The sequence below is a fragment of the Streptomyces sp. NPDC001070 genome, from assembly GCF_053598835.1.
This window is the reverse complement of record NZ_JBSFLB010000041.1, coordinates 1-25,279: the sequence shown is the minus strand read 5'-3', so window position 1 is coordinate 25,279 and position 25,279 is coordinate 1. Positions and strand designations below refer to the sequence as shown.

Genomic DNA, 25,279 nt, shown 5'->3' with positions numbered 1-25,279 from the left:
CGCTGGACGGCTTGTTCACCTGTGCTCCGGAACAGGCCGGGGCCGATCAGACATCGGCGGGGAAGTCGGTGGACACCGTCAAGGCGTTCCACGCGGTGAGGTCGTCGGCCAGTTGCTTCCGGCCCTGTTCGACCAGGCGCAGGGCATCACTGCCGAGCACGAGGTGGACCGGCGGGTTGTCCGCGTCCAGGACCTGAAGCAGGGCCCGGGCGGCGCGGGCCGGGTCGCCGGTCTGCTTGCCGCTCTTGGCCTGGCGGGCGGCGCGGATCGGATCGAAGAGGGCGTCGTAGTCGGGGATGGTGCGCGGGGCACGGATCATCGAGCGGCCGGCCCAGTCGGTACGGAACGAGCCGAGCGCGAGGGAGGTCACGTGGATGCCGAAGCCCGCGACCTCCTGGGCCAGGGAGGCGGCGATGCCTTCCATGGCGAACTTGCTGGCCCCGTAGAAGGCGACGCCGGGCAGGGCGGTCAGGCCCGCCATGGACGACAGGGTGAAGATGTGGCCGCCGCGGCGCCGGCGCATGTGGGGAAGGACGGCCTTGATGACCGCGACGCTGCCGAAGACGTTGACATCGAACTGGCGGCGCAGGTCGTCCATGCTGGACTCCTCGACGGTGCCCTCCAGGCCGTAACCGGCGTTGCTGATCAGCACCTCGACGGGCCCGATGTTCCGCTCGACGTCGTCGACCACCGCGATGACGGCGTCCTCGTCGGTGACGTCCAGGAGCCTGCCGTGGGCGCGGCCGGGGGCCAGGGCTTCGAACTCGGCAATCTGCTCCGGTTTGCGGACCGTACCGACGACGCGGTGTCCAGCGGCCAGTGCCTCCTGGGCGAAGGCGCGGCCCAGGCCGCTGCCGACGGCGGTGATGAAGAACGTCCGGTTCATGGCGAAGCTCCTGCGCGGCGACGGATGTGTGGTGGGACCGGCTCATAGGTGCCGGCCCGGGACTGGGGCGCCACGCCGCCGCCTTTGCCGCGGGCCGCCCGACCCCGGCCGCCCCAGGGCCGCAACCGACCCGCTGGGGCCGGCAGGCGATTGCTCCAGGGCGGAGCAGGCACCGGGCGCGGCCGGCCCCGGACTGCCGTTCGCCGGGTTTCCCACGTGTCATCCTGCGCCAGTGACCAGCACTGATGCCACGACCGGTTTGCTCCCTGCTGGTAGGCGGAGCCTCTCAGCGGGCCCACAGGGAACGGCATGAATCCGGTCCTGTCGGCCGGCGGTGCGTGGCGTGACGTCGTTCGGGCGGCCGCCGGGACGGTGCGCGGAGTCGGCTTCGCCGTCCGGGCCGGGCCCGCGATCGGCTCCTCTGCGGTCGTCGTCGGACGTTCCTCAGGTCGGTTTGTGCTCAAACCGGACATACGGCGTCCTGGCTGTAGGGCTGCCCGACGCGATGTGACGAGCCTTCCCGGCCGCCCCTGCTCGCCTGGCATCCTCTCTGGAACTGGTCGGCGACCGCTGGTCCCTGCTGGTGGCGCGCGAAGTGATGTCCGGCGACCACCAGTTCAGCCAGGGCGCCGGAGAATGCGGGCCCCCGGGATCGCAAGGATCAACGGACCGACTGACATCCTGACCGCCTCAGGACACCGGAGCCCGGTCAAGGGGACGGTATTCGGTGATGAGGTAGTCGGCCTCGTCGTCGACGGCGTTCTCCCGCCAGTCGACGTGGATCTCGGTGGGGTGTCCGTCCGGGGCGAACACCGCACGCGCCACATCGGCTCCGCCTGCACGCGCCTCCTGGAGAGTGGTGAGGAGACCGGCCAGCGTGGGGACGTCCTCCGGGTTCGCCTCGACGGTCCGCCGGGCCTGCTCGTCGAGGCCGACCACGTCGACGACCTTCCCCTTCCCCACCGTGATGCGGTACTCCCCGAGGCCGCTGCGTTCCCCGGACTCGGAGAGAAGCCGGAACGAGTACCTGTCCGGCTCGGACCATCGGGGCGCCTTCAGGTCGTCGCCGGCGGACGGTGCGGTCCCTGCCCCGCAGCCGACCGCGGCGAGGCCGAGCCCAGCGGACGCGAGGAGCAGATACACACGGGTTTTCGTCACGGAAGGGCCCTTCAGCAGGTCATGTTGCTCCTTCGACGTCCTCACCATTGATCCGGTTCCTGCCCGCGCCCGCATGCTCGCCACCCCACCGACGCCCTGACACGTGCGCGGCAGTCGCCGGCGGGCCGCGTCCCGCTCGTGCCTATTTCGAGTGCGCTGCCGCACCGCCCTGTGGTGGCATGCGCCCCATGATTGAGCCGTCCCTGCGCGACCGTATCGAGCAGTACTACGCAACCGTGCCGCTGCTGTTCGCCGAAGCCGAGACCTTCGGCTCTCTGTGTCTCTTCGTGCGGAAGGAGGCCGGTGCCCCGTACTACGGCGGACCGAACCATGCCCGCCCCGGTCCGGGAGGCGGCTCCGTGACGCCGTCCGCGGCCGACATCGACCTGGTACGCGCCAGGCAGCGCGAGCTCGGGGTGCCGGAGGCCTTCGAGTGGCTGGCCGAGGTGACGCCGTGGCTGCGCCGCCGCATCGAGGCTGCGGGCCTCCCGGTGGCAGAGCGCCCCCTGATGTTCCTCGACCCGCTGCACCGGCTGCCTCCGCAGCCCCTCCCCGATGGCGTCACCATACGGGCCGTGACCGCCGACGATCCCGCCCTGCCGGCCGTACTCGCCCTCCCCGGGCTCGCATTCGCGGACGAGGGAACCGCGGTGGGGCCGGCGGGCCGCGCGGAGCTGGAGGCGGCGGCCGAAGAACTCGGTACGGACGGCACAGCCGCGACGATCCGCCCCTTCCTCCGCGCGGGCCACAAGACGCTCGTGGCCGCCTTCGCCCCGGACGGCACCCCCATGGCCGCGGGCCACTATCACCCGGCGAACGGCACCACCGAGATCGGCGGCGTCGGCACCCTCCCCGCCGCCCGCCGCCGGGGCCTCGGCGCCGCTGTCACGGCGGCCCTGGCCACGCATGCCCGCGACCACGGCGTGAACACCGTCTTCCTCGCCTACGCGGATGAGGCCGTCGCGTCCATCTACGCCAAGCTGGGGTTCCGCCCGGCCGGCACCACCCTGCTGATCGCCGATCAGCCGGCCCGCGGTCAGTAGAGGAGGAAGCGAGTTGCTTGTCGGAGCGGTCTGTGATGATCGTGCGTCCGCACTGGACCGGCTGATCGACGCCCTCAGGCAGTGGCTGCCGGAGCACTGACCTCCCCGGGCGGAGCCCGAGCCGCCCCGCGCACACGAGTGCGGCCGCCGCGTGCCTGACGGCACCTGGCCCCGGCGTTGACGCCGGGGCCAGGTGCCGTGGACGCGATCAGCCCTGCGTCAGCCGTCGGACTCCGGCGACGGGATGTAGGCGCCCGGCACGTCCTCGGGTGCGAAGAGCTTCGCCTCGCCGGGGTACGGGGTCCTCCACTCGTGCGTCTGGTACCACGTGAAGTGGTTCATCTGCGCGGGGTTCGCGAAGTCGGGCTTGGCGTTGGGCCCGGTCAGCCGCTGCTTGGACTTCCATTCCTCCCACTGCGCCGCGAGCGCCCGCTTGTCCGCCGGCACCTTGGTCGACGGGACGGCCGCGGCGCTCGGGTCCTGCGGTGCCGGGGTGTCCAGGCCGCAGGCGGGCGGGGTCTTCAGGCCGTCGGTGAGCGGCGTCCGGTTGGGCAGCGCCGTGAACGGCGTGTAGTCGGCCTTCTTGGTGAAGGCCCCGAACATCGGGGTGGCGGCGCTGTCCTTCTGGTTCATCGGGTGGATCCCGAGGATCTGCTCGATGGTGCGGATCATCGTGATCTGCGAGTAGTAGCGGCTGTCGACGGCGCCGTGCCGGGCCCAGGGGCTGATGATCTGGACCGGGGCGCGGTGGCCGTCGACGTGGTCGAGGCCGGCCTGGGAGTCGTCCTCGACCACGAAGATCGCGGAGTCCTTCCAGTACTTGCTGTGCGAGATCTCGTCGACGATCCGGCCGACCGCGAGGTCGTTGTCCGCGACCTGCGCGGCGGGGCCCGCGGGTCCGCCGGTGTGGTCGCTGGAGAGCCAGAACATGTTCAGGTTCGCGGGACCGTTCTTCTCGAAGTCCTGCTTCCATATCTCGGCGCGGTAGACGTCCGGGACGCTGGTGTCGAACTTCGGGAAGCCGGGCACCGAGACGCTGTTCAGCGACGGGATCGGCGAGGACGACACCAGGTTGTACGCGGTGTTCTGCCCGGTGGCCCGCATGTTCTTGGTGTCGCAGTACAGGTTCTGCCAGGTCGCGCCGGACGGCTTGGTCAGGAACTGGTGGAACTCGCCGAAGTCGCGCACGCTCTTGCCCTGCGCCTGGGCGCCGGTCCAGATGAAGCCGGTGCGCTGGTGGCCGAGGGCGTCGTCCTCGGTGTCGTAGCTGCGCGCGTACTCACCGGCGGAGGACTCGGTGTACTCCGGGTTGTCGGCCTGCATCAGCCAGTTGTGGCCCTCGGCGGAGTTCGTGCCGATGTCGTACGTGTTGTCGTATAGGCCGAACTGCCGGGCCAGCGAGTGCTGGTCCGGCGTCACGTTCTCGCCGAACTCCGCCAGCGACGGGTCGCCGTTACCCTGCGGGATGTCGCCGAAGACCTGGTCGTAGGTCCGGTTCTCCTTGACGATCATGAAGACGTGCTTGATCGTCGACGGGTCGCCGAGCCGCTTCGGGACGGCCACCGGCTTCGCGTGGCCCTTGTCCTTGCCCTTGTCCTTCGCGAGCTTGACCGAGCCGTTGGTCCAGCCGTTCTGCTGGAAGACCTTGGCCGTCTCGGACTTGATGACCTTCTCGCTCGGCAGCGTGAACCGCTGCACGCTCGAGGTGGTGTCGTGGGTGCCGTGCCCGGCACTGCCGGTGGGCCGGCGGGCGTCGATGCCGCGGGTGTTGGAGACCACGACCTGGTCGCCGACGGTGGCGATCTCCGCGGGGAAGTAGTCCGTCGGGAGGAGGCCGACGTAGCTGACCGGCTCCTGCGGGGAGCTGTACCGGTAGACGGCGACCGCGTTGGCGCGGCCCAGCGTCACCAGCAGGTGGCCGTCGTCGGTGAGCGTGACCGCGTTGGGCTCGTAGCCCACCGACGCCTCCGGCCACGGCTGGGTGGCGATGGTCTGCACGACCTTGTTCTTGCGGGTGTCGATGACCGAGACGTCGTTGGTGGCGGTGTCCGTGACGAACAGGGCCCCCTTCTTGGCGTACAGGGCGGTCGGGTGCAGACCCACGTCGATGCTCGCGACGGCGGCCGCCGGGTCCGTCAGGTCGATGACGCTGACCGTGCCGGTGGTGGTGGCACCGGTCTTGGGGTCGGCCGGCACCTGCGTGCCGTACGAGTTGATCGTGGTCTCGCCGGGCTTCGCCGGTCGTCCGCCCTCGTTGCTGACGTACAGCCTGGAGCCGACCACGACCATGTCGCGCGGGGCGTTGCCCACGGCCCAGCTCTGCTTGACGGTCCCGGTCGCCGTGTCGATGGCGACCACGCGGTTCTGGCCGTTGACCGCGGCGTACACGGTGGAACCGTCGGACGAGAACACCGGCTCGCCCACCAGGGCGTGCTTGGAGCCGTCCGCCGGGATGGTGACGGACGTCGGGTTGGCGAGGCTGCCGTCGGGGTCCACGGTGAACCGGGTGTAGCCGTCGGTCTGTCCCAGCCACAGCTGCGAACCGTCGGGCGAGTACGTGGGGCCTTCCTGGCCCGCGCTGTTGCTGCCGATGCGCAGGTCCGCGGACGCGGAGTTGCCGACGAGCTGCTGGACCTTCCAGTTCTTCAGGTCCACGACGGCCAGCGCCATGCCGCCGTCGGTGACGGAGGCCGCGAGGTGGGTGCCGTCCGGGCTGACCGAGGACGACATGATCTTGCCGTTGTTGATGACGAGGCGTTCACCGTACGGGGCGATGTACTGGTCGCTGGAGACGACCTGGCCCCGGTCGGTGACCTGGCCGACCTGGTCGTGGCCGAACTGGGTCGTCTGGGCGAACCCGATCCCGGTACCGGTGGCGAGGACGACGGCGGTCGCGGCTGCCAGCGTCAGGCTTCTGCGGCTACCGAACCGTCGGCCGAGGAGGGCATGGGCGTCCCTCTCGGCGCCCACGCGGCGGCGACGTGTGACCTGCATGTTGAGTTATCCCTTCGGGGAGGTGGCAAGCAGTTCGACGTTGCCGTCGAACTGCCACAGCGGGTTCGGCGCGTCCCCCACCGGGGTCCGCACCAGGAAGTAGCCGTTGACTTCCTTCGGTCCGTCGCCGTCGGCGACGTACCGCCCGTCCGGTGTGACGTCGAGTTGGTAGACGGCCTGTCCTGTGGCCGCGACGCCGGGGAGGTGCCAGGAGACGACGCAGCGCCAGTCGTTGCCGGATCCCTCGGCGTCGGCAGTGACGCTGCCCTTGGTGCACGCCGCCGTGGCCTTCAGCTGCGCCTCGGTGACGGCGGGGCGGTTGAGCTGGTCGGTCTGCGTGCGGTAGAGGTGGGCGAACGCCGTGGCGACCGAGCGCTGCACCTTGTCCTGCTCGAGCCCGGAGCCCGTGGCCCCGGTCGCCGGGGCGACGACCGCGACCGTCACGGCGAGCAGCCCGACGAGCGGCACGACCCCGGCGAGCACCGCGCGGCGCCCCGAGCCGTCGTACGTCGAGTTGGTGAAGTCGCGCCGGAGGAAGAGCAGACAGGCCAGCACGGTCGCGACCACCGCCCACACCAGGCTGACCACGATCCCGATCAGCAGCGGGGCGAGCTGTGCCGGGCCGGTGAACAGACCGTTCCAGGCGATGAAGGCGTAGCCGGGCAGGGCGAGGCGTACGGCGACGGGGAGCGGCATCATCTGGGCGAGCTGCATCGCGAGCGCGACGAGGCAGGGCAGCAGCAGTCCCATGGGGGACCGTCCCAGCGCGACGGACCCCAGCAGCCCGACGCCGGCGAGGGCCAGGGTCGGGGCGAGGACGCAGGCCCAGGCGAGCAGCACCTTGCCGGCGGCGTCCGCGGGCGTCAGGAGATGGCCGTCGAGCCCGACCAGCGGCTGGTCGCCGACCGCCACGACTCCGCCGACCGTGCTGGAGCAGGCCAGCCCGGCCACGAGCAGCAGCAGGACGGTGAGGCTGGCCAGTGCCTTCGCCGCGAAGATGCGCCGAGGCGAGCGGACCGCCACGAGCAGATGGCGCCAGGTGCCGAGGCGGTCCTCGGAGGCGAACACGTCGCCGGCGACCACGGAGGTCAGCAGAGGGAGCGCCCAGGTGCCCGCGAAACCGAGCGTCACCAGTGGTCCGGCCCACCCCGTGGCGTGCATCCAGCGACCGAAGAGAGTGTCGACCGGCAGCGTGCTCTGCCGGCTCACCGCGGCGACGAAAAGCGCCGGCGCGGTCCAGCAGGCGAGGACCAGCGAGCGGATCCGCCACTGCGAGACCAGCTTGACCATCTCGAAGCGGTAGCCGCGCGGAACCGAGACGCGGACGTGTGCACTGGCAACGTTGTCGACGGCGAGGGTCGCGGTCATCGGCCAGCCTCCTGCTGTTCGGTGAGGGCGAGGAACGCGGCTTCGAGCGGCGACACGACGGGTGCGAGCTCGCGCACCGCGACGCCCGCGTGCACGAGCCCGGCCACCAGCTCGTCGAGGGCGGGCACCAGCGTGCGGACGACGAGCGCCTCGGCGTCCTGCCGTGCCCCGGCATCGTCGACGACGTGGATCCCGGCCGTTTCGGCGGCCAGCCGGCGGGCGGCCTCCGGGTCGGAAGTCCGCAGCCGGTAGTCGAGTTCACGGTTCTCGGCGGCCAGCTTGCCCAGCGGGCCCGAGAAGACGACCCGTCCGGTGGCGAGGATGGTGACCTCGGAGCACAGCGCCTCGAGGTCGTCCATGCGGTGGCTGGAGAGCACGACGCCGGTTCCCTCGTCCGCGAGCCGGGTGAGGACACCGTGCACGTGCTTCTTGCCGGCCGGGTCGAGGCCGTTGGAAGGCTCGTCGAGCACGAGCAGCCGGGGCCTGGTGAGCAGGGCGGCGGCGAGCCCGAGCCGCTGACGCATGCCGAGGGAGAACCCGCGGGCCCGGTCGTCGGCGACATCGGTGAGCCCGACCTGGTCGAGCACGTCGTCGATCCCCGCCCTGCGCGCGTCCTGACCGCGGAGGGCGGCCAGGGCGGCGAGGTTCTGGCGGGCGGTCAGCGACGGGTAGAGACCGGGCCCGTCCACGAAGCCGGCGACACCGTCGGGAGCGGCGAGCGCCCGCCCGACCGGCGCACCCAGGATCTCGAGGCCGCCGCTGTCGGCGACGGCCAGGCCCAGCAGGAGGCCGAGCAATGTCGTCTTGCCCGCGCCGTTCGGTCCGACCAAGCCGTGGATCCGGCCTTGCGTCACATCCAGATCGACGCCGTCGAGTGCGACGACGTCCCCGAAGCACTTGGTGATCCCGCGAGCCCGGACGGCGAGGAGTGTGTCCATGAGTCCCTTCTTCCGCAACGCTCATGGACCCTAGGGAGGGCACGCACCCCCGTCAGCGACGGTCGGTTGAATGGCCATGGAACGTATCGTCAAGACATCGGCAAGTCCGGGTGCGCGAAGTGGGCCCCATCGACCCAGACTTGGGCAGAACCTTGCAGATGCCACGGATCCGGTGGCCGGCCACCCTGGGCGTGGCGGGCGTGGCGGGACGCCCGGCCGGCAGCGGCTTTCCGCAACAGGACGCGTGCGAGGACCGGATGAAGAGGGCTGTGAGCGCGGTAAGGCGTCCCCTCACGTCAGCCGGGAGGGCCCCACGGAAGGGAGAGACCACCGCCGCATAGGGGCCGGGAGAAGGCCGAGGCCGGCGGGAAGGCCGCTTCAGAGCCCGCCCGCGGCCGCGCGAGCGGAAGCCCGGAGCGCCACGCGGCGCGCCGGCTCTTCCATGACGTGCACCAGCGAAACCAGTTCGCCGCTGACGCGCTCCATGAGTCGCGGCCACAGCCCGATGTCCTCGCCTTCGTGGTGTGTGGTCAGGGCGGCAAGCATGATGTCGATGTGGTCGGCCACGACCTGCGTGCGCGCGAGGTCGCCGTCGGCGACCTTGCGAACCAGTGCCGGCGTCAAGCCGAATTCCCGCCGGAACATCGTGTGCACAACGTGCATGTCTTTTACGTTGGCCATGGGGGTGGCGATATCGGTGCTCATCTCTTTTTCCTGAAAAGGTGCGTTCCCGATGAATGTGGTCGAGGTCGGGAGATGTGCGGCGATTCCTTCGACCTGATACTTGCTTTGTCAAGCAGATAGTCGGCTCGACGGTGATGTCAACCCGACCTCTTGGTGCACCCGTGGGTGATCGGCGGTCGGCGCGCCGCGAGTGAGGGCCGATGCCGCCCCCGGGGGCATGGGTTCCGTGTGGGCGCCAAGTCCGAAATTTGACGATTCGCGATCGAGAGACTCGCCGCCCACCCGGGGGTTCCTATGCTTGACGAGTCAAGTATATGCTTGACTCGTCAAGTATGTGGCTCGGGCGCTGCTCGCATCCCCGGCGTGCGTCGCGCATGCGGTGCAGGGGGCCCGGGGCCCGCTGCGGGCGCGAAGCGGAGCCGTCCGGACACTCCAGAACCAGGAGGCATCTCATGGGAATGCTCGACGGGAAGGTCGTGCTGATCACCGGCACCGGAGGAGGCCAGGGGCGCGTTGCCGCGCTGGCCTTCGCACGGGAGGGTGCCAAGGTCATCGGTTGCGACATCAAGCCCGATGGGAACGACGAGACGATCGATCTCGTACGGCAGGCCAACGGGGAGATGACGGGCATCGCGCCCGTCGACCTCACCGATCCCGAGCAGGTGGAGCGTTTCGTCGAGGACGCCGCAGCCGCCTACGGGGGCCTGGACGTGGTCTACAACAACGCCGCGATGCAGTATTTCGGGCCGATGCCGGACTTCTCCATCGAAGCGTGGCGGGGGACCATAGCCGGTGAGCTCGACATCCCCTTCTTCGTGACGAAGTTCGCCTGGCCGCACCTGGTCAGCCGCGGCGGCGGCGTCATCATCAACGTCGCATCCGTGGCCGGCCTGATCGCCCATGAAGTTCCGCCGATGGTCGCGCACACCGCGGCGAACGCCGGCGTCATCGCCATGACGCGCCAGTTCGCACTGGAGGGCGCACCCCACGGCATCCGCTCGGTGGCGATCAGCCCCGGACCGACGTTGACCCCGGCCAGCGACCGCGACCTCGGTGACAACCAGGCACTGCGGGACGCCATCACCCGAAAGACGCTCCTGAAGCGTTTCGCCCAGCCCGAGGAAGTCGTCGAACTCGCGGTGTTCCTCGCATCCGACCGGGCTTCGTACATCACCGGCGCCAACTACGCGGTCGACGGCGGCGCGAGCGCCTGGTGACCCGCCGGCCGCGCCGGGAGGCACGGTCTCACCGGCGTGGCGTCCCCGTCAGGCAGGCGGTCGCACAGGTTGCGGCGCCGGCTCGCCGTTGGAAGGCGGAGCAAAGGGTCCGCGTCCGGCCGTCTGCCAATCGAACAAGGAAGAGCAATGAAGAATCCCAAACCGCATCGCGGCCGCACGGCCCTGGTCACCGGTGGTTCACGCGGCATAGGTGCGGCCACCGTCCGTCGCCTCGCACTGGAAGGCGCGGACGTCGCCTTCAGCTACCTCAACTCCGAGCAGAAGGCGAAGGAACTCGCCGCTGAGGTGAGCGCCCAGGCCGGCGTACGGGTGGAGGCCCTGCGAGCCGACGCCGCCAGCGCGGAGGAGATGGCAGGACTGGTCACCGAGACCGTCGAACGCCTGGGACGACTGGACATCCTGGTGCACAACGCCGGCCAGTTCCTCACCGGCCTGATCGGGGACTCCGCCCGCGACGTGCAGGACGTGGCACGTCAGTTCAACACCAACCTGCACGGCGTCGCTGCCGCGACCCACGCGGCGGCCCCTCACCTCGAAGAGGGCGGCCGAATCATCTTGATCAGCTCCGTGACCGCATCGCGCATTCAGGGAATGCCCGCGGGAGACTACGCCGCCGCCAAGGCCGCCGTGGAGGCCTATGGCCGCGCCTGGGCCCACGAGTTCGGGCCTCGCGGCGTCACCGTCAACTGCCTGCAACTCGGGCCTGTGGAGACGGACATGGCGCCCAAGGAAGCGATCGCCGGCGTCCTGCAGTCCATTCCGATGCGTCGCGCCGGCAAGCCGGCGGACATCGCCGACGTCATCGCGTACCTCACGGGCCCCGGTGCGAGCTGGATCACCGGGACCACACTTCGCGTCGACGGCGGGCTCTACGCGTAGACCGCGCGGGCGGCCGACGCAGCCCTCGTCGTGACGTCGCTGCCGCGGCTGCCGGAGACGCTTCTGCGTGGGCCGACTCGCCTGCTCCGGTGCAGTCCCGCCGGGGATCGACCGTGCGAAAGCACGGTCCTCCCTTACCGCTGCCCTTTGCCGAATTGGCATACCTGAAATCCAACAGAGGAGAAAGAAATGAGCATCGTCGTTCCGGGCGAGGATGACCCCCGTTACACGAACAGGAACGGCATCTACGTGCCGCCCGGCGGGGGCGACACGAGGTGGATCGTCGGAGACACCTACAGCCTCAAGGTCGGAGGGCCGGAGACCAACGGGGCACTCACCTTCCTCGAGGCGACCGTTCCCGCCGGAGCCGGGGCGTACCCGCACGTGCACACCAAGCACGACGAGGCGTTCTACCTGGTCTCCGGCGAGCTGGAGTTCCTCAACGGGGACGAGAGCTTCACTGCCGGACCGGGGGCCTTCTACTACGTCCCCCGAAACACGAGGCACCGCTTCTTCAACCGCAGTCTCCACGCCGCCAAGATGGTCTTCATGTTCCTTCCGGGAGGATATGAGGAAATGCTCTACGACGGCGCCCCCAAGGCCGAGTACGGGGTCACCCCGCCGAGCATGATGGACAATCTCCCGACGCTCGACCCGGAGCTCCTGGAGCGTTTCGGCGTCGTGGTCCTTCCGGGCGACATGCCCACGGACGAGCAGTAGACGGCCGGTCCGACCATGCGCGCCCGTTCCCGTCCATATGGCTGAGCGGGTACGCAGCAGCCCCACACCCTGGCACGGGTGTGGGGCTGTGACCGTTCCTGTCGACAACTCCTCGGACGTGTGCCGCGGCGTCGCGTGCGCTGCCGGCAGCGCACGTCAGGGGAACCGGGGCCGCCATGCGTACGCTGGTGGCGGAGACGCCCGGGCCACCGGGGTTGTACAGCAGGGAGCCGATGCGCGCGGAGCCGCTCCCGGTGGCCTTCATCCTGGTGGCGGTCAGTGAGGTGTCGCCTGGCTCGCGGTGCGCGTGGTCCAACGGCGCTTTGAGCGTCGTGCACTGGAACGACGGCTGGTCCGCGCAGGGCTGCCAGTGCGGCCGCTGCCGGTAGCAGCGCAGGAGCGCCGTCGGTACGGCGGCCGCGGCAGCGGAGGGCCCGCCCCTGCGGAGGCATGTGCCGCGTCATGCCTGAGGCGGGAGGACGTGCACGCGGAGATCGGCAGTCCGCCGGCGCTCAGCGGTGGGGGCCTCGGCACCTGTCCGTGCGCGGTGCTTCCGGCAACCAGTTTCGCGGTACCTGATCGGACCACCACATTTCGTGTCCACTCGAGCGTTCGACTGGGCTGAACGCGTGAAGCGCGCCGCCCGATCTCCGGCGGACCCGCACGTCGCGTAAGGGATCGGGCTCCCGCGCGCGGCCGCGGTCAGTCGGGGATCGCGAAGACCGGGGTGAGCCTGGCACGCGCCAGGGCGTGGTCCACGAGCCGGAAGCCGAGCCAGGCCGGGGTGGCGTCCGCGGTGACGTCGAGCGTGGGGGTGTCCAGCGCGTGGACGACGAAGATGTACCGGTGAGCGGCTTCCCCCGGTGGCGGTGCGGCGCCGAGGTAGCTGCGCCGGCCGGTGTCGTTGGCCAGCATCTTGGCGCCGGGGGGCAGGTGCTCCCCGCCGGCGTCGCCCGCCCCGGCGGCCAGCTCGTTCACCGTTGCGGGGATGTCGAAGACGGCCCAGTGCCAGAAGCCGCTGACCGTCAGCGCGTCCGGGTCGTAGCAGGTGACCGCGAAGCTCTGCGTCCCGGCCGGATGCCCTTCCCACGCCAGGTGCGGGGAGCGGTCCTGGCCCGGCCTGCCGAACAGGCCGCTGCGCTGGGGAACGCCCAGCGTCTCGCCCTCGGCGATATCGGCGCTGCGGAGCGTGAATGCGGGGACCGGGGGCAGCGCGCTGTAGGGATCGAAGGGCCGGGTCATGGGCGCTCTCCTGGTTGGTGGCGGCCTGGGCGCTCGTGCCTCGCGGCTCAGGGAAGGTGCAGGTCAGTCCGGCCTGTCGCGCTCCGCACGCGCCGTGCATGGCGGATCATCCCCGGACATACCATGCTTTAAGTGACGGATTCCGCTAATCATGGCAGATGACCACAGGAAGGCGATGGCCCGATGGCGAAGCTGCTTTTCGTGATGACCGGGACGGCGTACTGGACGCTCAAGGACGGCACCAGGCACGCCACGGGCTACTGGGCCGAGGAGTTCGCGGCCCCGTACAAGGCGCTCACCGACGCCGGCCACCAGATCACGGTCGCCACCCCCAACGGGGTGATCCCGACCGTGGACATGATGAGCCTGCGGCCCGCCATGGCCGGCAGCGCGAAGATCGCCATCGAGCTGGAGGAGATCATCCGCTCTGCCGAAGTGATGCGGCGGCCGATCCATCTGGCGAACGCCCGCCTGGAGGACTACGACGCCGTCTACTTCCCGGGCGGCCACGGGCCCATGGAGGACCTGTGCGTCGACCCTGACGCCGGCCGGTTGCTGACCGCGGCGCTCGCCTCCGGCAAGCCCCTCGCGGTCGTCTGCCACGCCCCGGCGGCGATGCTGGCGACCAGGATCCACGGTGTCTCGCCCTTCGCGGGCTACCGGGTCACGGCGTTCACCAACGAGGAAGAGGACGCGGTCGGGCTCGCCGCGAAGGCGCGCTGGCTGGTGGAGTCGGAACTCATCGACATGGGCGTCGACTTCACCAAGGGGGAGATGTGGAAGCCCTACACGGTGGTCGACCGGAACCTGTTCACGGGGCAGAACCCGGCCTCGGCCGCGATCCTGGCCGAACGCCTGCTCAAGGTCCTTTAGCTGTCGCCGGTCCGGCCGGGCCCCGCGGCGTGGCAGTGCCGCGGGGCCGGTCGCTGACGGCCGGGAGCGTGGATCAGTGCAGGACGACGGGGGCGACGGTTTCGTCCTCGACACCGTCGGCGCTGGACGCGACAGCCATGGAGCCGGGGCGTCCCACGTTGATGAAGGTCACGGCGATGAGCGCCGCGAGGACCTGGACGCCGACCGCCCACCAGGTCGCGCGCGTGTAGCCCTCCACCAGGCCCTGTGCCTGGAGCAGCTTCTGGCTGCCCGCGCCCGCGGTGTGTGCCGCGAGGTAACCGGTGGTCGCGGACGCGGCCACGGTGTTCAGCAGCGCGGTGCCGATCGCCCCGCCCACCTGCTGCGACGTGTTGACCATCGCCGAGGCGACTCCCGCGTCCTGTGCTTCGACGCCGTACGTGGCCAGCGACATGGCCGGCATGAAGGCGGCGCCCATGCCGATGCCCGCCAGCGCCAGGCCGGGTCCGGCCAGAGCCCAGTAGGCGGAGTCGACCTCCAGCTGCGTCAACAGCAGCAGGCCGATGCCGGCGACACCGAAACCGGGAGCCATGATCATGCGGGCGGGCAGCCGCGTGGCCAGTCGGGCGCCGATCTGGGTGGAGCCGACCACGAAGCCGAGGACCATGGGCAGGAAGGCGAAGCCGGTCCTGATCGCGGAGTACCCCTGGACCACCTGCAGGTAGTAGGTCATGAAGAGGAAGACGCCGAACATGCCGATGATCGCCAGGCCCAGCGACAGGTAGATACCGCCGCGAGTGCGGTGGATGATCACGCGCAGCGGCAGGAGCGGGGCCTTCACCTTGGCCTCGACGAGCGCGAAGGCGATGAGCAGGACACCGGAGGCGACGAACAGTCCGATCGTCGAACCGTCCGACCAGCCGCTGGTCTCGGCGCGGGTGAAGCCGTACACCAGCGCGACCAGACCGAGGGTGGAGAGCACCACGCCGGGGATGTCCAGCGACGAACGGTTGCGGCCGCCCTCGGGCTCGCGCACCACGAAGTAGGCGCCCAGCGCCGCGACGACCGCGAAGGGGATGTTGACAAAGAACGTCCAGCGCCAGTTGAGGTACTCGGTCAGCACACCGCCGAGCAGAAGGCCGACCGCGCCGCCACCGCCGGCGATCGCGCCGTAGATGCCGAACGCCTTCGCGCGCTCCTTGGCGTCACTGAAGAGCACCGCGAGCAGGGACAGGGCCGCCGGCGCGAGCAGCGCGCCGAAGGCCCCCTGCGCCGCGCGTGCGCTCAGCAGCATCGCCTGGCCGGTGGCGGCGCCGCCGATCGCGGAGGCCACTGCGAAGCCGGACAGGCCGAGGACGAAGGTGCGCTTGCGGCCCCACAGGTCGGCGATCCGGCCGCCGAACAGGAGCAGGCCGCCGAACGCCAGGGCGTAGGCCGTGATGACCCACTGCTTGTTGGCCTCGGAGATGCCGAGGGCGTGCTGGGCGCTCGGCAGGGCGATGTTCACGATGGTCGCGTCCAGCACCACCATCAACTGGGCCAGGGAGATGAAGATCAGGGCCTTCCAGCGCCTGGGGTCGGACGTGACGTGTTCGGCCGTATGAGCCATGGGGGTATCCACCTAGACGTGCGACATGCACGGAAGAGACGTACAAGTAGGGGTTGTGTATGGGTGATTCGGTGAGCTGCAGGCGCGCGGTTGTGCGCCGTCGGGCTGGTCGTGGTCGTGGCGACCGGAGAAGGACGTGAGTTCGGTCCGGGACGGCCGCCGACTGCCGCGAGCCCGCATGCGCTCTGCACTTCCGCGCGAGGCGGGCACACGCAGGCCGCTGATGAGGAGGTCCAGACGGCGGTGGACGTCCGCGTCCCGGTGGTTCGTTCCGGGCAGCGGGCGCGCGAGCAGGGACATCGCGACCAACAGATCGTCGAGGCCGACATCGGCCCGGATCCGGCCGTCCCGCCGGGCGTTGTCCATCAGCCTCCCGGCCGCGGTCTGCACCCGCGCGCACTGCGCAGACAGTTCCGCCGGGACCTGCTCGCCCTTGTCGAGCAGCAGTCCGCACAGCGCTCCGAGCCGCTCGTCGGCCGCGTCGTGCAGGAACCGCTCCAGGGCGGCGAAAGCGTCGGTGTTCTCCGCCGCGGCGCGCTCCGCGTGCCCGGCGATGCCGCGCATGACGGACAGCAGCACGGCGTGCAGCAGGGACGGCCGGTCGCGGAAGTGCCGGTAGAGCGTGGCGCTTCCCACCCCGGCGCGCCGCGCGATCTCCTCGAGCGGGGCTGCGGCCCCCACCTCCGCGAAGACCGCCCGCGCCGCAGCCATGATCCGTTCGCGGTTGCGCACGGCATCCGTACGGGTGCGGGGACCACGGCGCACGGCTGGTCCGGTGATGTCGGCGGAGCCGGCGCGGTTGGCGGCCGTCGTGGCTCTCCCGATGGCGGTCAAGACGGCTTCCGGCTCGCTGCGGGCCAACTCGGCCCCGAGCCGGACCGGTTCCCGCGCCGCGGGCTCGGCGGGTCGCGTACCAGCACTTCGACCCGCCATCCGGCGGCGAGCAGGTGCCGACTGCTGCTGCCGCACGGTCGGCCGGTCGCTCCCGTGACGACCGCGGTCGTCTCTGTTGGCTGCATGGGTTCTCCAGGGGTCGGGTCTGGCACACCGGCTCGCCGCTCCGTAGAGTGAAAACAAACGGAGCGCCGCTCCGGTGCATGCCCAATATACGGAGCGCTGCTCCGGTAGTCAACGGAGCAGTGCTCCGTATGCGTGGTATGTTGAGCGTGGCCGGCTGGGGCGCCGGTGAACAGCCGGGCGCCGACCCCGCCGTCGGGGTCGGCATGTTCGATGTCGCGCGCCCCGGGGAGCGTCGCCGCCCTTTCCGTGGGGTGGGAGGTGCCCCGGAATATCGCGCCGCGCGCGACGGCCGTCGCGCCCCGGCTCGGAGTGTGCGGCTCCGGATGAGGTCGAAGCCGGAAGTGCTCAGGGCTCCATGCCGGAGCTTGTGGCCGCACTCGCCACCACGGCAGATGGCTGACGAGTCGAGGACTCACTGCCCGGTGTGCGCACTATCAGTCAGTAAGGGGAGATCGAAGTCTTATGTCGCAGCAGCTTGCCGCCAGGACCGCCTTCGTTACGGGCGGATCTCGCGGTATCGGGGAGGCAATCGTCAAGCGCCTTGCGGGGGAGGGGGTTCGAGTCGCGTTCACCTACGTCAGTTCCGAGGATCGCGCCGAGGGGGTCGTCCGGGAAGTGGAGGCGGCTGGTGGGACGGCGATCGCCCTCCGGGCCAGCAGCGGCGAGCCAAAGGACATCAAGGAGGCCATCGCGGCGACCGTCGAGAAGTTCGGTGGACTGGACATTCTCGTCAACAACGCCTTCGCCGGTATTCGCGGACCTTTCGACACCTACTCCGTGGATGATTTCGAGACCATGGTGGCCGTGAATCTCCGCGGTACCTTCATCGCCGTCCAGGAAGCCGCCGCGCACCTCCGTAACGGGGGCCGAATCGTCAACATCGGCAGCGTCACGGCGGACCGGCAGCCGCATGAGCTCTTCGGGACGACGGTGTACACCATGTGCAAGTCGGCCATATCCGGTCTGACGCGAGGTCTGGCGCGTGAACTCGGCCCCAAGGGCATCACGGTCAACACCGTTCAACCGGGCTCCATTCAGTCCGCTGTCAAGCCGAAGGACGTGGCCGATCATTGGCTCTCCCTGACGCCTGTCGGACGCCTCGGACTGCCGGAGGACATCGCGGGCGTGGTCGCCTACCTCGCGAGCCCGGAAGCGGGTTTCGTCAACGGCGCCACTTGGGATGTCGATGGTGGATTCGCCTCCTGACGCAGCACTCCGCGCGACGTAGAGGGCTTCATTTCGTACCCAGTGTTCGCCGACCACTGCTCGGCGCGCAGCCGCTCGGCTGCGCGCCGAGCAGGGCGGCCTGACAACTCAAGTGCAGAAACAGGAGGCGGCCATGCCCAGGGCAGTGCGGTACAGCAAGTTCGGCGGGACGGAGGTACTGCAGGTGGTGGAGGTCGACACACCCGAGCCGGCCGGAGGAGAGTTGCTGGTCCGGGTCAAGGCGGCCGGCATCAACCCCGGTGAGGCCAAGACCAGAGCCGGGATGTTGCTGAACCGCTCGTTGCCTTCTGGCCAGGGCATCGACCTGGCCGGCGTCGTGGTGCGGACCGGGCCCGGCGTGGCAGGGTTCGCCGCCGGAGACGAGGTGGTCGGGTTCACCTGGCAGCACGCCAGCCACGCCGACTACGTGGTGGTCGAGGCGGGCAACCTGATCGCCAAGCCGGCGGGGCTGCCGTGGGAGGTCGCGGGCTCGCTGTTCGTCGCCGGTACATCGGCGTACGCGTCCGTGCGTGCCGTCTCCCCGCGGCAAGGCGAGACGGTGGTGGTCTCGGGGGCCGCCGGGGGCGTGGGCATGCTGGCGGTCCAACTGGCCCGGCGGGCCGGGGCCGACGTGATCGGCATCGCCGGACCGGCGAACCACGAATGGCTCTCCGGGCACGGCGTCACTCCCGTCGGATACGGGGAGGGAGTCGCGGACCGCCTGCGGGCGGTCGCCGGCCGTTTCGACGCGTTCATCGACACCTACGGCGACGGCTACCTCGAACTCGCGGTCGCCCTCGGCGTGGCCCCCGGCCGTATCAACACGCTCGTCGACTACGGCGGAGCCGCGCGACTCGGCGCGAAGACCGAGGCAAGCAGAGCGGTCCCAAGCGCCGGTGTCCTCGCTGAACTCGCGGACCTGGCCGCCTCCGGCGAACTGGACGTGCCGATCGCCGCGACGTATCCGCTGGACGAGGTCCGGGCCGCGTACGACGAACTTGCCGGCCCCCACCCCCGGGGCAAGATCGTGCTGCTCACCTGAACTGGGGGCATGGGTCCACCGCGGCCCTCACGGGGGTGGGCCGCGCGGGGCGGGAAAGCAGGGAAGGCCTGGCGCCGACTCTCACCGCCGAGCCGTAGGACCCACGGGTCGCGGCGCTGACACATGACGACGGCGGTGGCGGCGCCGCAGGGCGGGTCAAGGCCGCACGGGCCCACTTCTTGGTGCCTCTTCTGCATGAACTGTCTGAGCCGGAACGTCCGTAACGCAGCCGACGTAGCACCGGAGTCATCAGGGCCTCAGCAGTCCGCCCACCCACCAGTCGTGCGGCTTGCCGTCATTGGCGATGCCGCGATCGCGCAGAGTCCCTTCGACGGTGAAACCGAGTTTCTCGGCGACGGCACGCGATCCGGTGTTCCCGGCCATGGCCCACCACTCGATGCGGTGGACGTCGAGGGTGGCCCAGCCCCAGTCACACAGGGCCCGAGCGGCCTCCACCGAGTACCCGCGTCCGCGCTGTTCCTTGACCGCCCAGTAGCCGAGTTCGTAGACGCCCGGACTGATGACGAACAGGCAGTACGAACCGACCAGAACGCCGTCGTCCTTGCGGAAGGCGCCGAGGGTGTAGTTCTTGTCCGCGGCCCAGCCCGCGGGCAGTTCCTCGCCGATGCGCTTCTCCGCGTCCGCACGCCGGTACGGCACCGGCACCGGCGTGTAGAACTGGATGTCCTCGTCCTGGCAGGCTTCGTATACCGCATCCACGTCGGCAGGTGTGAAGGCCCGCATCACGAGACGGTCGGTCTCAATGGTCACCGGATCCATTGCGGCAGTATGAACACCACTCGCAAGCGGCGACCAGCGAATATCCGCCGAGCACCGCCAACATCGCACGGTCCCCGGCCGGCCCACTGGTCGTCGCAGCGCCCCCGCTCGGCCTGTCACCGAGACATCCGGGCCGCCGCCACGATCCCGCCGTGACGCCGCACGAACACGGACAGGCAGCCCCGGCATCCGCCCGTGCACCCGGGCTCTCCCCGGCACTGCACGTCCCCCCCTCGCCGGCCGGCCAGAGGGGACCGTGACCGTCGACGGGCAGTGCCCCCTTCGCAAACGGGCCGTGACCACCCTCACCGACCGCCTCCGCCACCGCATTGATGCGGAGTCCGGGATCGCCGGCCGGAGGACCTGCGAGCGGTCCCGTCCGGCGAACCCGGCGCTCGTGCCGTCAGTACGCAGTTGTGTACGGTCGGGTGTCAGCAGCTGAGTCCGCCGTCGACGGTGAGGGCGGCTCCGGTGATGAACCCGGCCTCCGGCCCGACGAGGAAGGACACCGCGGCTGCGATGTCCTCGGCGCGACCGTAGCGCCCCAACGGGACCACAGAGGCGACGGATGACGCCTGTTCCGAGGTGGCCGGGTTCATGTCGGTGTCGATCGGGCCCGGTTCGACGACGTTGACGGTGATGCGGCGCGCAGCGAGGTCCCGCGCCCAGCCCTTGGCGTAGGCGACGACCGCCGCCTTCGTGGCCGTGTAGTCGGCGATACCCGGGAAGGCCACCTTGGTGTGGCTCGAACCCGTGGAGGCGATCGAGACGATCCGGCCCCCGTCCGAGAGCAAGGGCACCGCGGCGACGACCGTACGAACGACGCCTTGGAGATTGACCGCCAGTTGGCGATCCAGGACGTCCTGGTCCCGATCGGCCGCGTCAACGGATCCCTGGACATACATTCCGGCATTGTTGACAACGACATCGAGTCGGCCGAAGTGCTCCCCGACCCGGTGGACCATGCTCCGCACCTGCTGCTCGTCGGCCTGGTCCGCCTGGATTGCCAAACCCCGACGGCCGGTCGCTTCGATGGCGGCCAGGGTCTTCCTGCCCTCGTGGGGGTCCGCGGCGTAGCTGAACGCCACGTCAGCCCCATCGGCCGCCAGCCTGGCGGCGATGGCGGCCCCTATCCCTCGTGACCCGCCCGTCACCAGGGCTACCTTTCCTGCGAGATTCCCGTTCATTGCGTCAAACCCGATTCTCGTGTGATGCGCGGTCCAGGCGGATGGCGCCGAGGACCGACGGATTGATGAGCCGCGCTGGAGGGCTCGGGGCAGGGCTGCAGCACGGATCAAGGGGATCAGTTTCATGCGGCGTGATGCCGGTGGGATGCCGCCAACCCGGTTTGCCGGGTTGCCACTTCTTGGTTGTTGCGGGAGTGCGAGCAGTCGGGCTCACGAGTCCAGTACTACCTCGGTTCCCGCGATGAAGCCCGGCACTGATTGGCTCAGCTCCAGCCGGAGGCCGTTCGGGTCGGCGAGGTGAAGGCTTGGGCGCACGCCCAACTGCCTGGACTTGTATGCGGTGCCTCGATCGTCCATGCGCTGCTTGACAGCGGCCAGTTCTTCGGGCGTGAACGACACCGCGAAGTGATGGATCCCTCCGATGGCCTCCTCGTAACGCGGGTGAGGATGGCCGGGGAAGTCGAAGAATCCGAGCAGGTTCCTGTTCCCGAGGTCGAAGAAGAAGTGCGACGATCCGGGATAGGAGGGGTTGTCCACGAGCTCCACCAGGGGGAAGCCCAGAACTTCCGTGTAGAACATGACGGTTTCCTCGATATCGCGGCAGATGAAAGCAGCGTGATGGACGCCACGTGCGGTGGTGGCGCGTTCACTCAGGGGCCGAAGATGGGTTTGCCTGAGCCGATCCCGACGGGTGATTATCCGCTGCAGTTCCGTACCTTCTGGCTGAGCCATGCCCTTTTCTCCTTTGTCGTATGCCCACGGCCGACGCGGATCACTTGATTCCGCGCACTGCGACTGCCGGCGTCGGCGGACGGGCGGTTGGTCAGTTCTCGAAAGTTTCCCGGGTCACCGGCGGCTCGGCGGCGATCTCGCTGCTCGTGCAGGTGCCGATGCCTGCCGACGCGCCCGGGGTGTAGCGGGGTCAGGGGGTCAGCACCCATCTGCCGCGCTGCCCGCCGCTGCGTAGCGCCTGGTAGGCGCGAGCGGCCTGCTCCAGCGGAACCGTGCCGGCCCTGCGGGCCTCCAGGACCCCCTGAGCCGTCAGCTCCAGCATCCTTCGCAGCTGTCGTCCGTCGGGCGCGACCACGCCGGTGACGATGGTGATGCCGCGTTCCGACTGTGGTTCCGCGCCCGGGTAGACCCCCACATAAGTTCCGTGGTCGCGAACGGCAGGAAAGGACGCCGAGTTGAGGCGGGCGGCGTCCAGTACCGCGTCAAAGCCGCCCGCTTCCTCGAGGCTCGTGATCGCGGCCACCGCTCCGGCGCGGCTGAGGAAAGCCGCGTCGGACGCGCGTGCGAGACCGGTGACGGCCCAGCCGGCATGCGCCGCGAGCGCGACCGCGTAGCCGCCCACTCCTCCGGCCGCTCCGGTGACCAGCAGTCGCCGGCCGTCGGGAGAGCCGAGAGGAGCGAGGAGTTGGCCGGCCGTCAGGGCGTTGAGCGGGACCGTGGCGGCGTCCAGAAGACTCACTCCGTGAGGGACCGGCGCGGCATGCGCCGCGGGGACGATCACGTACTCGGCCGCTGCCCCGGCTACGGTGTTCGGCGTGTGCGGAAAGTGCAGGGCCGCGACGGGGGTGCCGGGCAGGAAGTCGTGCACGCCGGGGCCCACCAGGTCGACGACGCCGGCCACGTCCATGCCCAGCCCCGGGCGACGCTCAGGAACGACGCCGGCTCTACCGCCGGCCCACGCGTCGATGACGTGCAGGTCGACCGGGTTGACAGCTGCCCCCACCATTTTGATGCGAATCCGGCCGCGGGCGGGTTGCGGATCGGGGAGGCGCTCGAGCGTGAAGCCGTTTGCTTCCCCCGGCCTGGTCATGATGAGAGCGCGCATGCTGAGTCTTTCTGCCTGGTGCGGATGGATGACATCGGTCGCGGTCGGAGGCTGCCCCTCCGGAGCGAACGCCGTTGTCAGGTGCGGAGCAGGACGACCACGGCGATGAGCACGCCGAGGGCGACAGACGCGATGCCGAAGCCGATCCGGTGGTCCCGCACGCCGGGTACGTGGTGGTCGGCCGCGAGGCGGCCTGGCCCGGTCAGGGCCAGCGCTGTCGCCCCGGCGGCCAGTACGAGCTCGTATTCCATGCCGTTCGGGGCGAAGAAGCCGCCGTGCCACTTCACGGATATGGCGTTGACCATCATGCCCACGACTGCTGCTGCGGCGACGGGCGTGAGGAGGCCGAGGACGAGGCCCAGCCCCCCGAGCAGTTCGCTCAGCCCGGCGACGACCGCCATCGCCTTGCCCGAGGGGTATCCGAGGGAGGTGAAGAGCTGTCCGGTGCCCGTCAGCCCACCGCCGGAGAACCACCCGAACAGCTTCTGCGACCCATGTCCGGCCATGGTGAGCCCGAGGGACAGGCGGAGCAGGAGCAGCCCGGTGTCGTAGGCGTGCGGCGGTGTTGCTCGCTCCTGCGGTCGCGAGACGCCGGAGGCGGGGTGCTCCAGCGTGTTGCTGTGCGCGGAGGACATAGGAGACCTCGTTCCTTGGGGGTAGGGGTGGGTGGGGGTGTCATACGTCCGCGGTGAAGGAAGGTGGCGCGGACGGACCACCGTGGCCGGGAAGGAGACGTCCGGACGGCGTCCTCGCCGGACGGAATCCGTCATCCGGCCGGGCGGCCCAGTGCCTCGAGAGCCCAACGCGGTCCGTCCACAGGCCAGTCGGGATTCGCGCAAAGCGGCCGCCTGGACGCGGCACGGTCGTCATTCCGCGCGGGCCGATCGGCCCGAGGTCCGGGGGTGATGTCCTCGGGCCGTGAGCCGCGGACGGCTGGGCTTCTCTGCTCGGGCGACGAGGTCGAGGTGGCGTCGTGCGGGATCACAAGTCCTGCCCTTCTGGGTGCCGGCGTTGCGAGGGGACTCGCCCATCTGCAGTTGAAGCTTCAAGTCACGTTTCGCAAGAAGATCTTGGAATGATGTGAAGTGGGATGTACGGCTGTGGGTCTGTGTTCCGCCGTCTCGGGGTGCGGCCTCGGGCGGTTTCCGTGAACCGTTGCGTGCTGCACGGCCGGGGGAGTGGCCGGCGGAACTCGGCGGGTATGCGGCCGGCCGAAAAGCGCCCTGATCCGGGTGTCGAAGTGCATGGGTGCGGGGTGCCGCTCCCGGACTGCCGGAATGTCACTACCGGCCGGCGGGGGAGGCCTTCTGATCCCGCGGTCCGTCGGCGCTCGACCGGCCAGTCGGCTCCTTCGGGCCCTGGAGTGCGTGCGGCGCACGCCTGGTCGCCCCCGTGGCCAGTGCGGTCCTGGCTTGCGAGGTCATTGCCCTCCTTGGGGGTTGCTCGCCATCGGAGCGGTGCTCCGTTACGATGTGAACGGTCCAGAACATACGGAGCACTGCTCCGGTAGTCAAATCGGTGGAGCCCTGCTCCGCCTTCAGCGAGGTGTTGATCTTGCCGCAGGTGAACCGCGCGGACGCGCTCCGGAACCGTGACCTGCTCCTGGCGGTCGCGAGAGAGGCCGTCGCAGAGAACGGGACGGACACCTCCCTGCGCGAGATCGCCCGGCGCGCCGGCGTGGGCATCGGCACGCTGTACCGCCACTTCCCCACCCGTGAGGCGCTGCTCGAGGCCCTGCTCGAGTCCAACTTCGCCACGCTGCACGGGCGGGCCGAACACCTGCTCGCCTCCGCGGACCCCGGCGAGGCGTTCCTGACATGGCTGCGGGAAATGGCCTCCGGGGCCGCCACCTATCAAGGGCTGCCGGAATCCATCAGGGACGCCTTGGCCGACGACGAATCCCGCCTGCACGCAACCTGCGCCCAGATGAAGGCCGCCGGAGGCTTGCTCCTGGAGCGGGCGCAGAAGGACGGCGGTGTGCGGTCGGACGTCTCGCTCAGTGAAGTGATCGACCTCGCGCTGGGGCTCGCCTGGGTGGCGGAGAAGGCCTCGGAAGCCTCCGACCTGGCCGCCCGCCTGCTCACGCCGACACACGGGCCCGCCGCCGAACGCGGCCGCTGAGGCCCTGCGGCGCCAGTGCTCCGAACGCATCGCGGTGTCCGGTGCGGGGTGCGCGTCGGCCCCGGGGGGAATGCATGCGCTCGTCAAATATGTATACTTCAAGCATTGAAGGCGACCGGTCGTCTGTAGTCCCGATCGGACTGACCAGTGGACGTAGCTCCCTCCGAACCGGGTCGCCGTGGAGCGCAGCGGCCGGCGGACACGGCTTCGCCGCTCTCTCCACCAGCCCACTGCCGCTGCCCTGTCTCCGAGGGCGGCCGGTCCCGAGCGGACGCACAACACCCTTACGCGAGCCTGCTTGCCGAGAGAACAAGGCTCGCAGCATGGAAAGGCTGTACCTGTGGCTGAGCTGTTTTACGACGCTGACGCCGACCTGTCCGTCATCCAGGGCCGCAAGGTCGCGGTCATCGGCTACGGAAGCCAGGGCCACGCCCACGCGCTGTCGCTGCGTGACTCGGGCGTCGACGTGCGCGTC

24 protein-coding genes and 1 pseudogene are annotated in these 25,279 nt (G+C 70.1%); 11 read left to right on the top strand and 14 right to left on the bottom strand.

The genetic code is table 11. The features are described 5' to 3' along the window. Positions 1-46: 46 nt before the first annotated feature. Together ACWDAS_RS35780 and ACWDAS_RS35775 are read right to left on the bottom strand one after the other, a co-directional pair. Complete coding sequence (locus ACWDAS_RS35780; RefSeq protein WP_450399203.1) at positions 47-886, bottom strand: oxidoreductase; 840 nt, start codon at positions 884-886, stop codon at positions 47-49. Between the two features lie 690 nt (positions 887-1,576). Further along, positions 1,577-2,044 (bottom strand): DUF6174 domain-containing protein, encoded by a 468-nt coding sequence (locus tag ACWDAS_RS35775; RefSeq protein WP_450399201.1) that lies wholly within the window; start codon positions 2,042-2,044, stop codon positions 1,577-1,579. Between the two features lie 188 nt (positions 2,045-2,232). Here ACWDAS_RS35775 and ACWDAS_RS35770 point away from each other — a divergent pair, with 188 nt between their 5' ends. After that, entirely contained in the window at positions 2,233-3,087 is an 855-nt protein-coding gene (locus ACWDAS_RS35770; protein ID WP_450399199.1) for a GNAT family N-acetyltransferase, read from the top strand. A gap of 219 nt (positions 3,088-3,306) precedes the next feature. On the opposite strand, the gene ACWDAS_RS35765 is transcribed toward ACWDAS_RS35770, so the two are convergent. From ACWDAS_RS35765 to ACWDAS_RS35750, 4 genes are all read right to left on the bottom strand, one after another. After that, positions 3,307-6,081: an alkaline phosphatase family protein gene (locus tag ACWDAS_RS35765; RefSeq protein WP_450399196.1), complete on the bottom strand. Its 2,775-nt coding sequence runs from the start codon at positions 6,079-6,081 to the stop codon at positions 3,307-3,309. 6 nt (positions 6,082-6,087) lie between these two features. After that, positions 6,088-7,449 (bottom strand): ABC transporter permease, encoded by a 1,362-nt coding sequence (locus tag ACWDAS_RS35760; protein ID WP_450399193.1) that lies wholly within the window; start codon positions 7,447-7,449, stop codon positions 6,088-6,090. Then, positions 7,446-8,387 carry an ABC transporter ATP-binding protein gene (locus ACWDAS_RS35755; RefSeq protein WP_450399191.1) on the bottom strand — a complete coding sequence of 314 codons (942 nt, stop codon included), beginning with the start codon at positions 8,385-8,387 and terminating at the stop codon, positions 7,446-7,448. The genes ACWDAS_RS35760 and ACWDAS_RS35755 overlap by 4 nt, the downstream gene beginning before the upstream one ends. Positions 8,388-8,765: 378 nt before the next feature. Continuing rightward, positions 8,766-9,092 (bottom strand): hemerythrin domain-containing protein, encoded by a 327-nt coding sequence (locus ACWDAS_RS35750; RefSeq protein ID WP_450399188.1) that lies wholly within the window; start codon positions 9,090-9,092, stop codon positions 8,766-8,768. A 431-nt stretch (positions 9,093-9,523) separates the two neighbouring features. Between ACWDAS_RS35750 and ACWDAS_RS35745 the strand changes: the two genes are divergently transcribed. The 4 genes from ACWDAS_RS35745 to ACWDAS_RS35730 all read left to right on the top strand — a co-directional run bounded on the left by ACWDAS_RS35745 (position 9,524) and on the right by ACWDAS_RS35730 (position 12,297). Continuing rightward, positions 9,524-10,288: an SDR family NAD(P)-dependent oxidoreductase gene (locus ACWDAS_RS35745; RefSeq protein ID WP_450399185.1), complete on the top strand. Its 765-nt coding sequence runs from the start codon at positions 9,524-9,526 to the stop codon at positions 10,286-10,288. Positions 10,289-10,435: 147 nt separating this feature from the next. After that, positions 10,436-11,188 carry an SDR family NAD(P)-dependent oxidoreductase gene (locus ACWDAS_RS35740; RefSeq protein WP_450399182.1) on the top strand — a complete coding sequence of 251 codons (753 nt, stop codon included), beginning with the start codon at positions 10,436-10,438 and terminating at the stop codon, positions 11,186-11,188. 189 nt (positions 11,189-11,377) lie between these two features. After that, positions 11,378-11,908 carry a cupin domain-containing protein gene (locus tag ACWDAS_RS35735; RefSeq protein ID WP_450399179.1) on the top strand — a complete coding sequence of 177 codons (531 nt, stop codon included), beginning with the start codon at positions 11,378-11,380 and terminating at the stop codon, positions 11,906-11,908. Positions 11,909-12,084: 176 nt separating this feature from the next. Further along, a complete protein-coding gene (locus ACWDAS_RS35730) occupies positions 12,085-12,297 on the top strand; it encodes a hypothetical protein (protein WP_450399177.1) in 213 nt (70 codons plus the stop codon). 313 nt (positions 12,298-12,610) lie between these two features. On the opposite strand, the gene ACWDAS_RS35725 is transcribed toward ACWDAS_RS35730, so the two are convergent. Continuing rightward, a complete protein-coding gene (locus ACWDAS_RS35725) occupies positions 12,611-13,150 on the bottom strand; it encodes a YbhB/YbcL family Raf kinase inhibitor-like protein (RefSeq protein ID WP_450399174.1) in 540 nt (179 codons plus the stop codon). A 183-nt stretch (positions 13,151-13,333) separates the two neighbouring features. Between ACWDAS_RS35725 and ACWDAS_RS35720 the strand changes: the two genes are divergently transcribed. Further along, the gene (locus tag ACWDAS_RS35720; RefSeq protein ID WP_450399172.1) at positions 13,334-14,023 is read left to right on the top strand and encodes a type 1 glutamine amidotransferase domain-containing protein; all 690 of its coding nucleotides are present in this window, start codon (positions 13,334-13,336) and stop codon (positions 14,021-14,023) included. A 73-nt stretch (positions 14,024-14,096) separates the two neighbouring features. Here the strand turns inward: ACWDAS_RS35720 and ACWDAS_RS35715 are convergent, their stop codons facing one another. Then, complete coding sequence (locus tag ACWDAS_RS35715; protein WP_450399169.1) at positions 14,097-15,611, bottom strand: MFS transporter; 1,515 nt, start codon at positions 15,609-15,611, stop codon at positions 14,097-14,099. A 12-nt stretch (positions 15,612-15,623) separates the two neighbouring features. After that, a complete protein-coding gene (locus ACWDAS_RS35710; RefSeq protein ID WP_450399167.1) occupies positions 15,624-16,445 on the bottom strand; it encodes a TetR/AcrR family transcriptional regulator in 822 nt (273 codons plus the stop codon). A gap of 648 nt (positions 16,446-17,093) precedes the next feature. Here ACWDAS_RS35710 and ACWDAS_RS35705 point away from each other — a divergent pair. Together ACWDAS_RS35705 and ACWDAS_RS35700 are read left to right on the top strand one after the other, a co-directional pair. After that, entirely contained in the window at positions 17,094-17,837 is a 744-nt protein-coding gene (locus ACWDAS_RS35705; protein WP_450399164.1) for a 3-oxoacyl-ACP reductase family protein, read from the top strand. 133 nt (positions 17,838-17,970) lie between these two features. Next, entirely contained in the window at positions 17,971-18,879 is a 909-nt protein-coding gene (locus ACWDAS_RS35700; RefSeq protein WP_450399161.1) for an NADP-dependent oxidoreductase, read from the top strand. Positions 18,880-19,128: 249 nt separating this feature from the next. On the opposite strand, the gene ACWDAS_RS35695 is transcribed toward ACWDAS_RS35700, so the two are convergent. The 3 genes from ACWDAS_RS35695 to ACWDAS_RS35685 form a co-directional block, all read right to left on the bottom strand. Beyond that, the gene (locus tag ACWDAS_RS35695; RefSeq protein WP_450399158.1) at positions 19,129-19,659 is read right to left on the bottom strand and encodes a GNAT family N-acetyltransferase; all 531 of its coding nucleotides are present in this window, start codon (positions 19,657-19,659) and stop codon (positions 19,129-19,131) included. 431 nt (positions 19,660-20,090) lie between these two features. Then, positions 20,091-20,846: an SDR family NAD(P)-dependent oxidoreductase gene (locus ACWDAS_RS35690; RefSeq protein ID WP_450399156.1), complete on the bottom strand. Its 756-nt coding sequence runs from the start codon at positions 20,844-20,846 to the stop codon at positions 20,091-20,093. Between the two features lie 210 nt (positions 20,847-21,056). Next, on the bottom strand, positions 21,057-21,578 hold the full coding sequence (locus ACWDAS_RS35685; protein ID WP_450399154.1) for a VOC family protein: 522 nt from the start codon (positions 21,576-21,578) through the stop codon (positions 21,057-21,059). Positions 21,579-21,598: 20 nt separating this feature from the next. On the opposite strand from ACWDAS_RS35685, the gene ACWDAS_RS35680 reads away from it, so the two are divergent. Next, positions 21,599-21,763 (top strand): hypothetical protein, encoded by a 165-nt coding sequence (locus tag ACWDAS_RS35680; RefSeq protein WP_450399152.1) that lies wholly within the window; start codon positions 21,599-21,601, stop codon positions 21,761-21,763. Positions 21,764-21,768: 5 nt separating this feature from the next. Here the strand turns inward: ACWDAS_RS35680 and ACWDAS_RS35675 are convergent, their stop codons facing one another. After that, a complete protein-coding gene (locus tag ACWDAS_RS35675) occupies positions 21,769-22,668 on the bottom strand; it encodes a zinc-binding dehydrogenase (protein WP_450399263.1) in 900 nt (299 codons plus the stop codon). A 92-nt stretch (positions 22,669-22,760) separates the two neighbouring features. Continuing rightward, the gene (locus tag ACWDAS_RS35670; protein ID WP_450399150.1) at positions 22,761-23,318 is read right to left on the bottom strand and encodes a DoxX family protein; all 558 of its coding nucleotides are present in this window, start codon (positions 23,316-23,318) and stop codon (positions 22,761-22,763) included. Positions 23,319-24,246: 928 nt separating this feature from the next. On the opposite strand from ACWDAS_RS35670, the gene ACWDAS_RS35665 reads away from it, so the two are divergent. Further along, on the top strand, positions 24,247-24,804 hold the full coding sequence (locus tag ACWDAS_RS35665; RefSeq protein WP_450399261.1) for a TetR/AcrR family transcriptional regulator: 558 nt from the start codon (positions 24,247-24,249) through the stop codon (positions 24,802-24,804). A 340-nt stretch (positions 24,805-25,144) separates the two neighbouring features. Further along, positions 25,145-25,279, top strand: a pseudogene (locus ACWDAS_RS35660) (ketol-acid reductoisomerase); the annotation flags it as partial.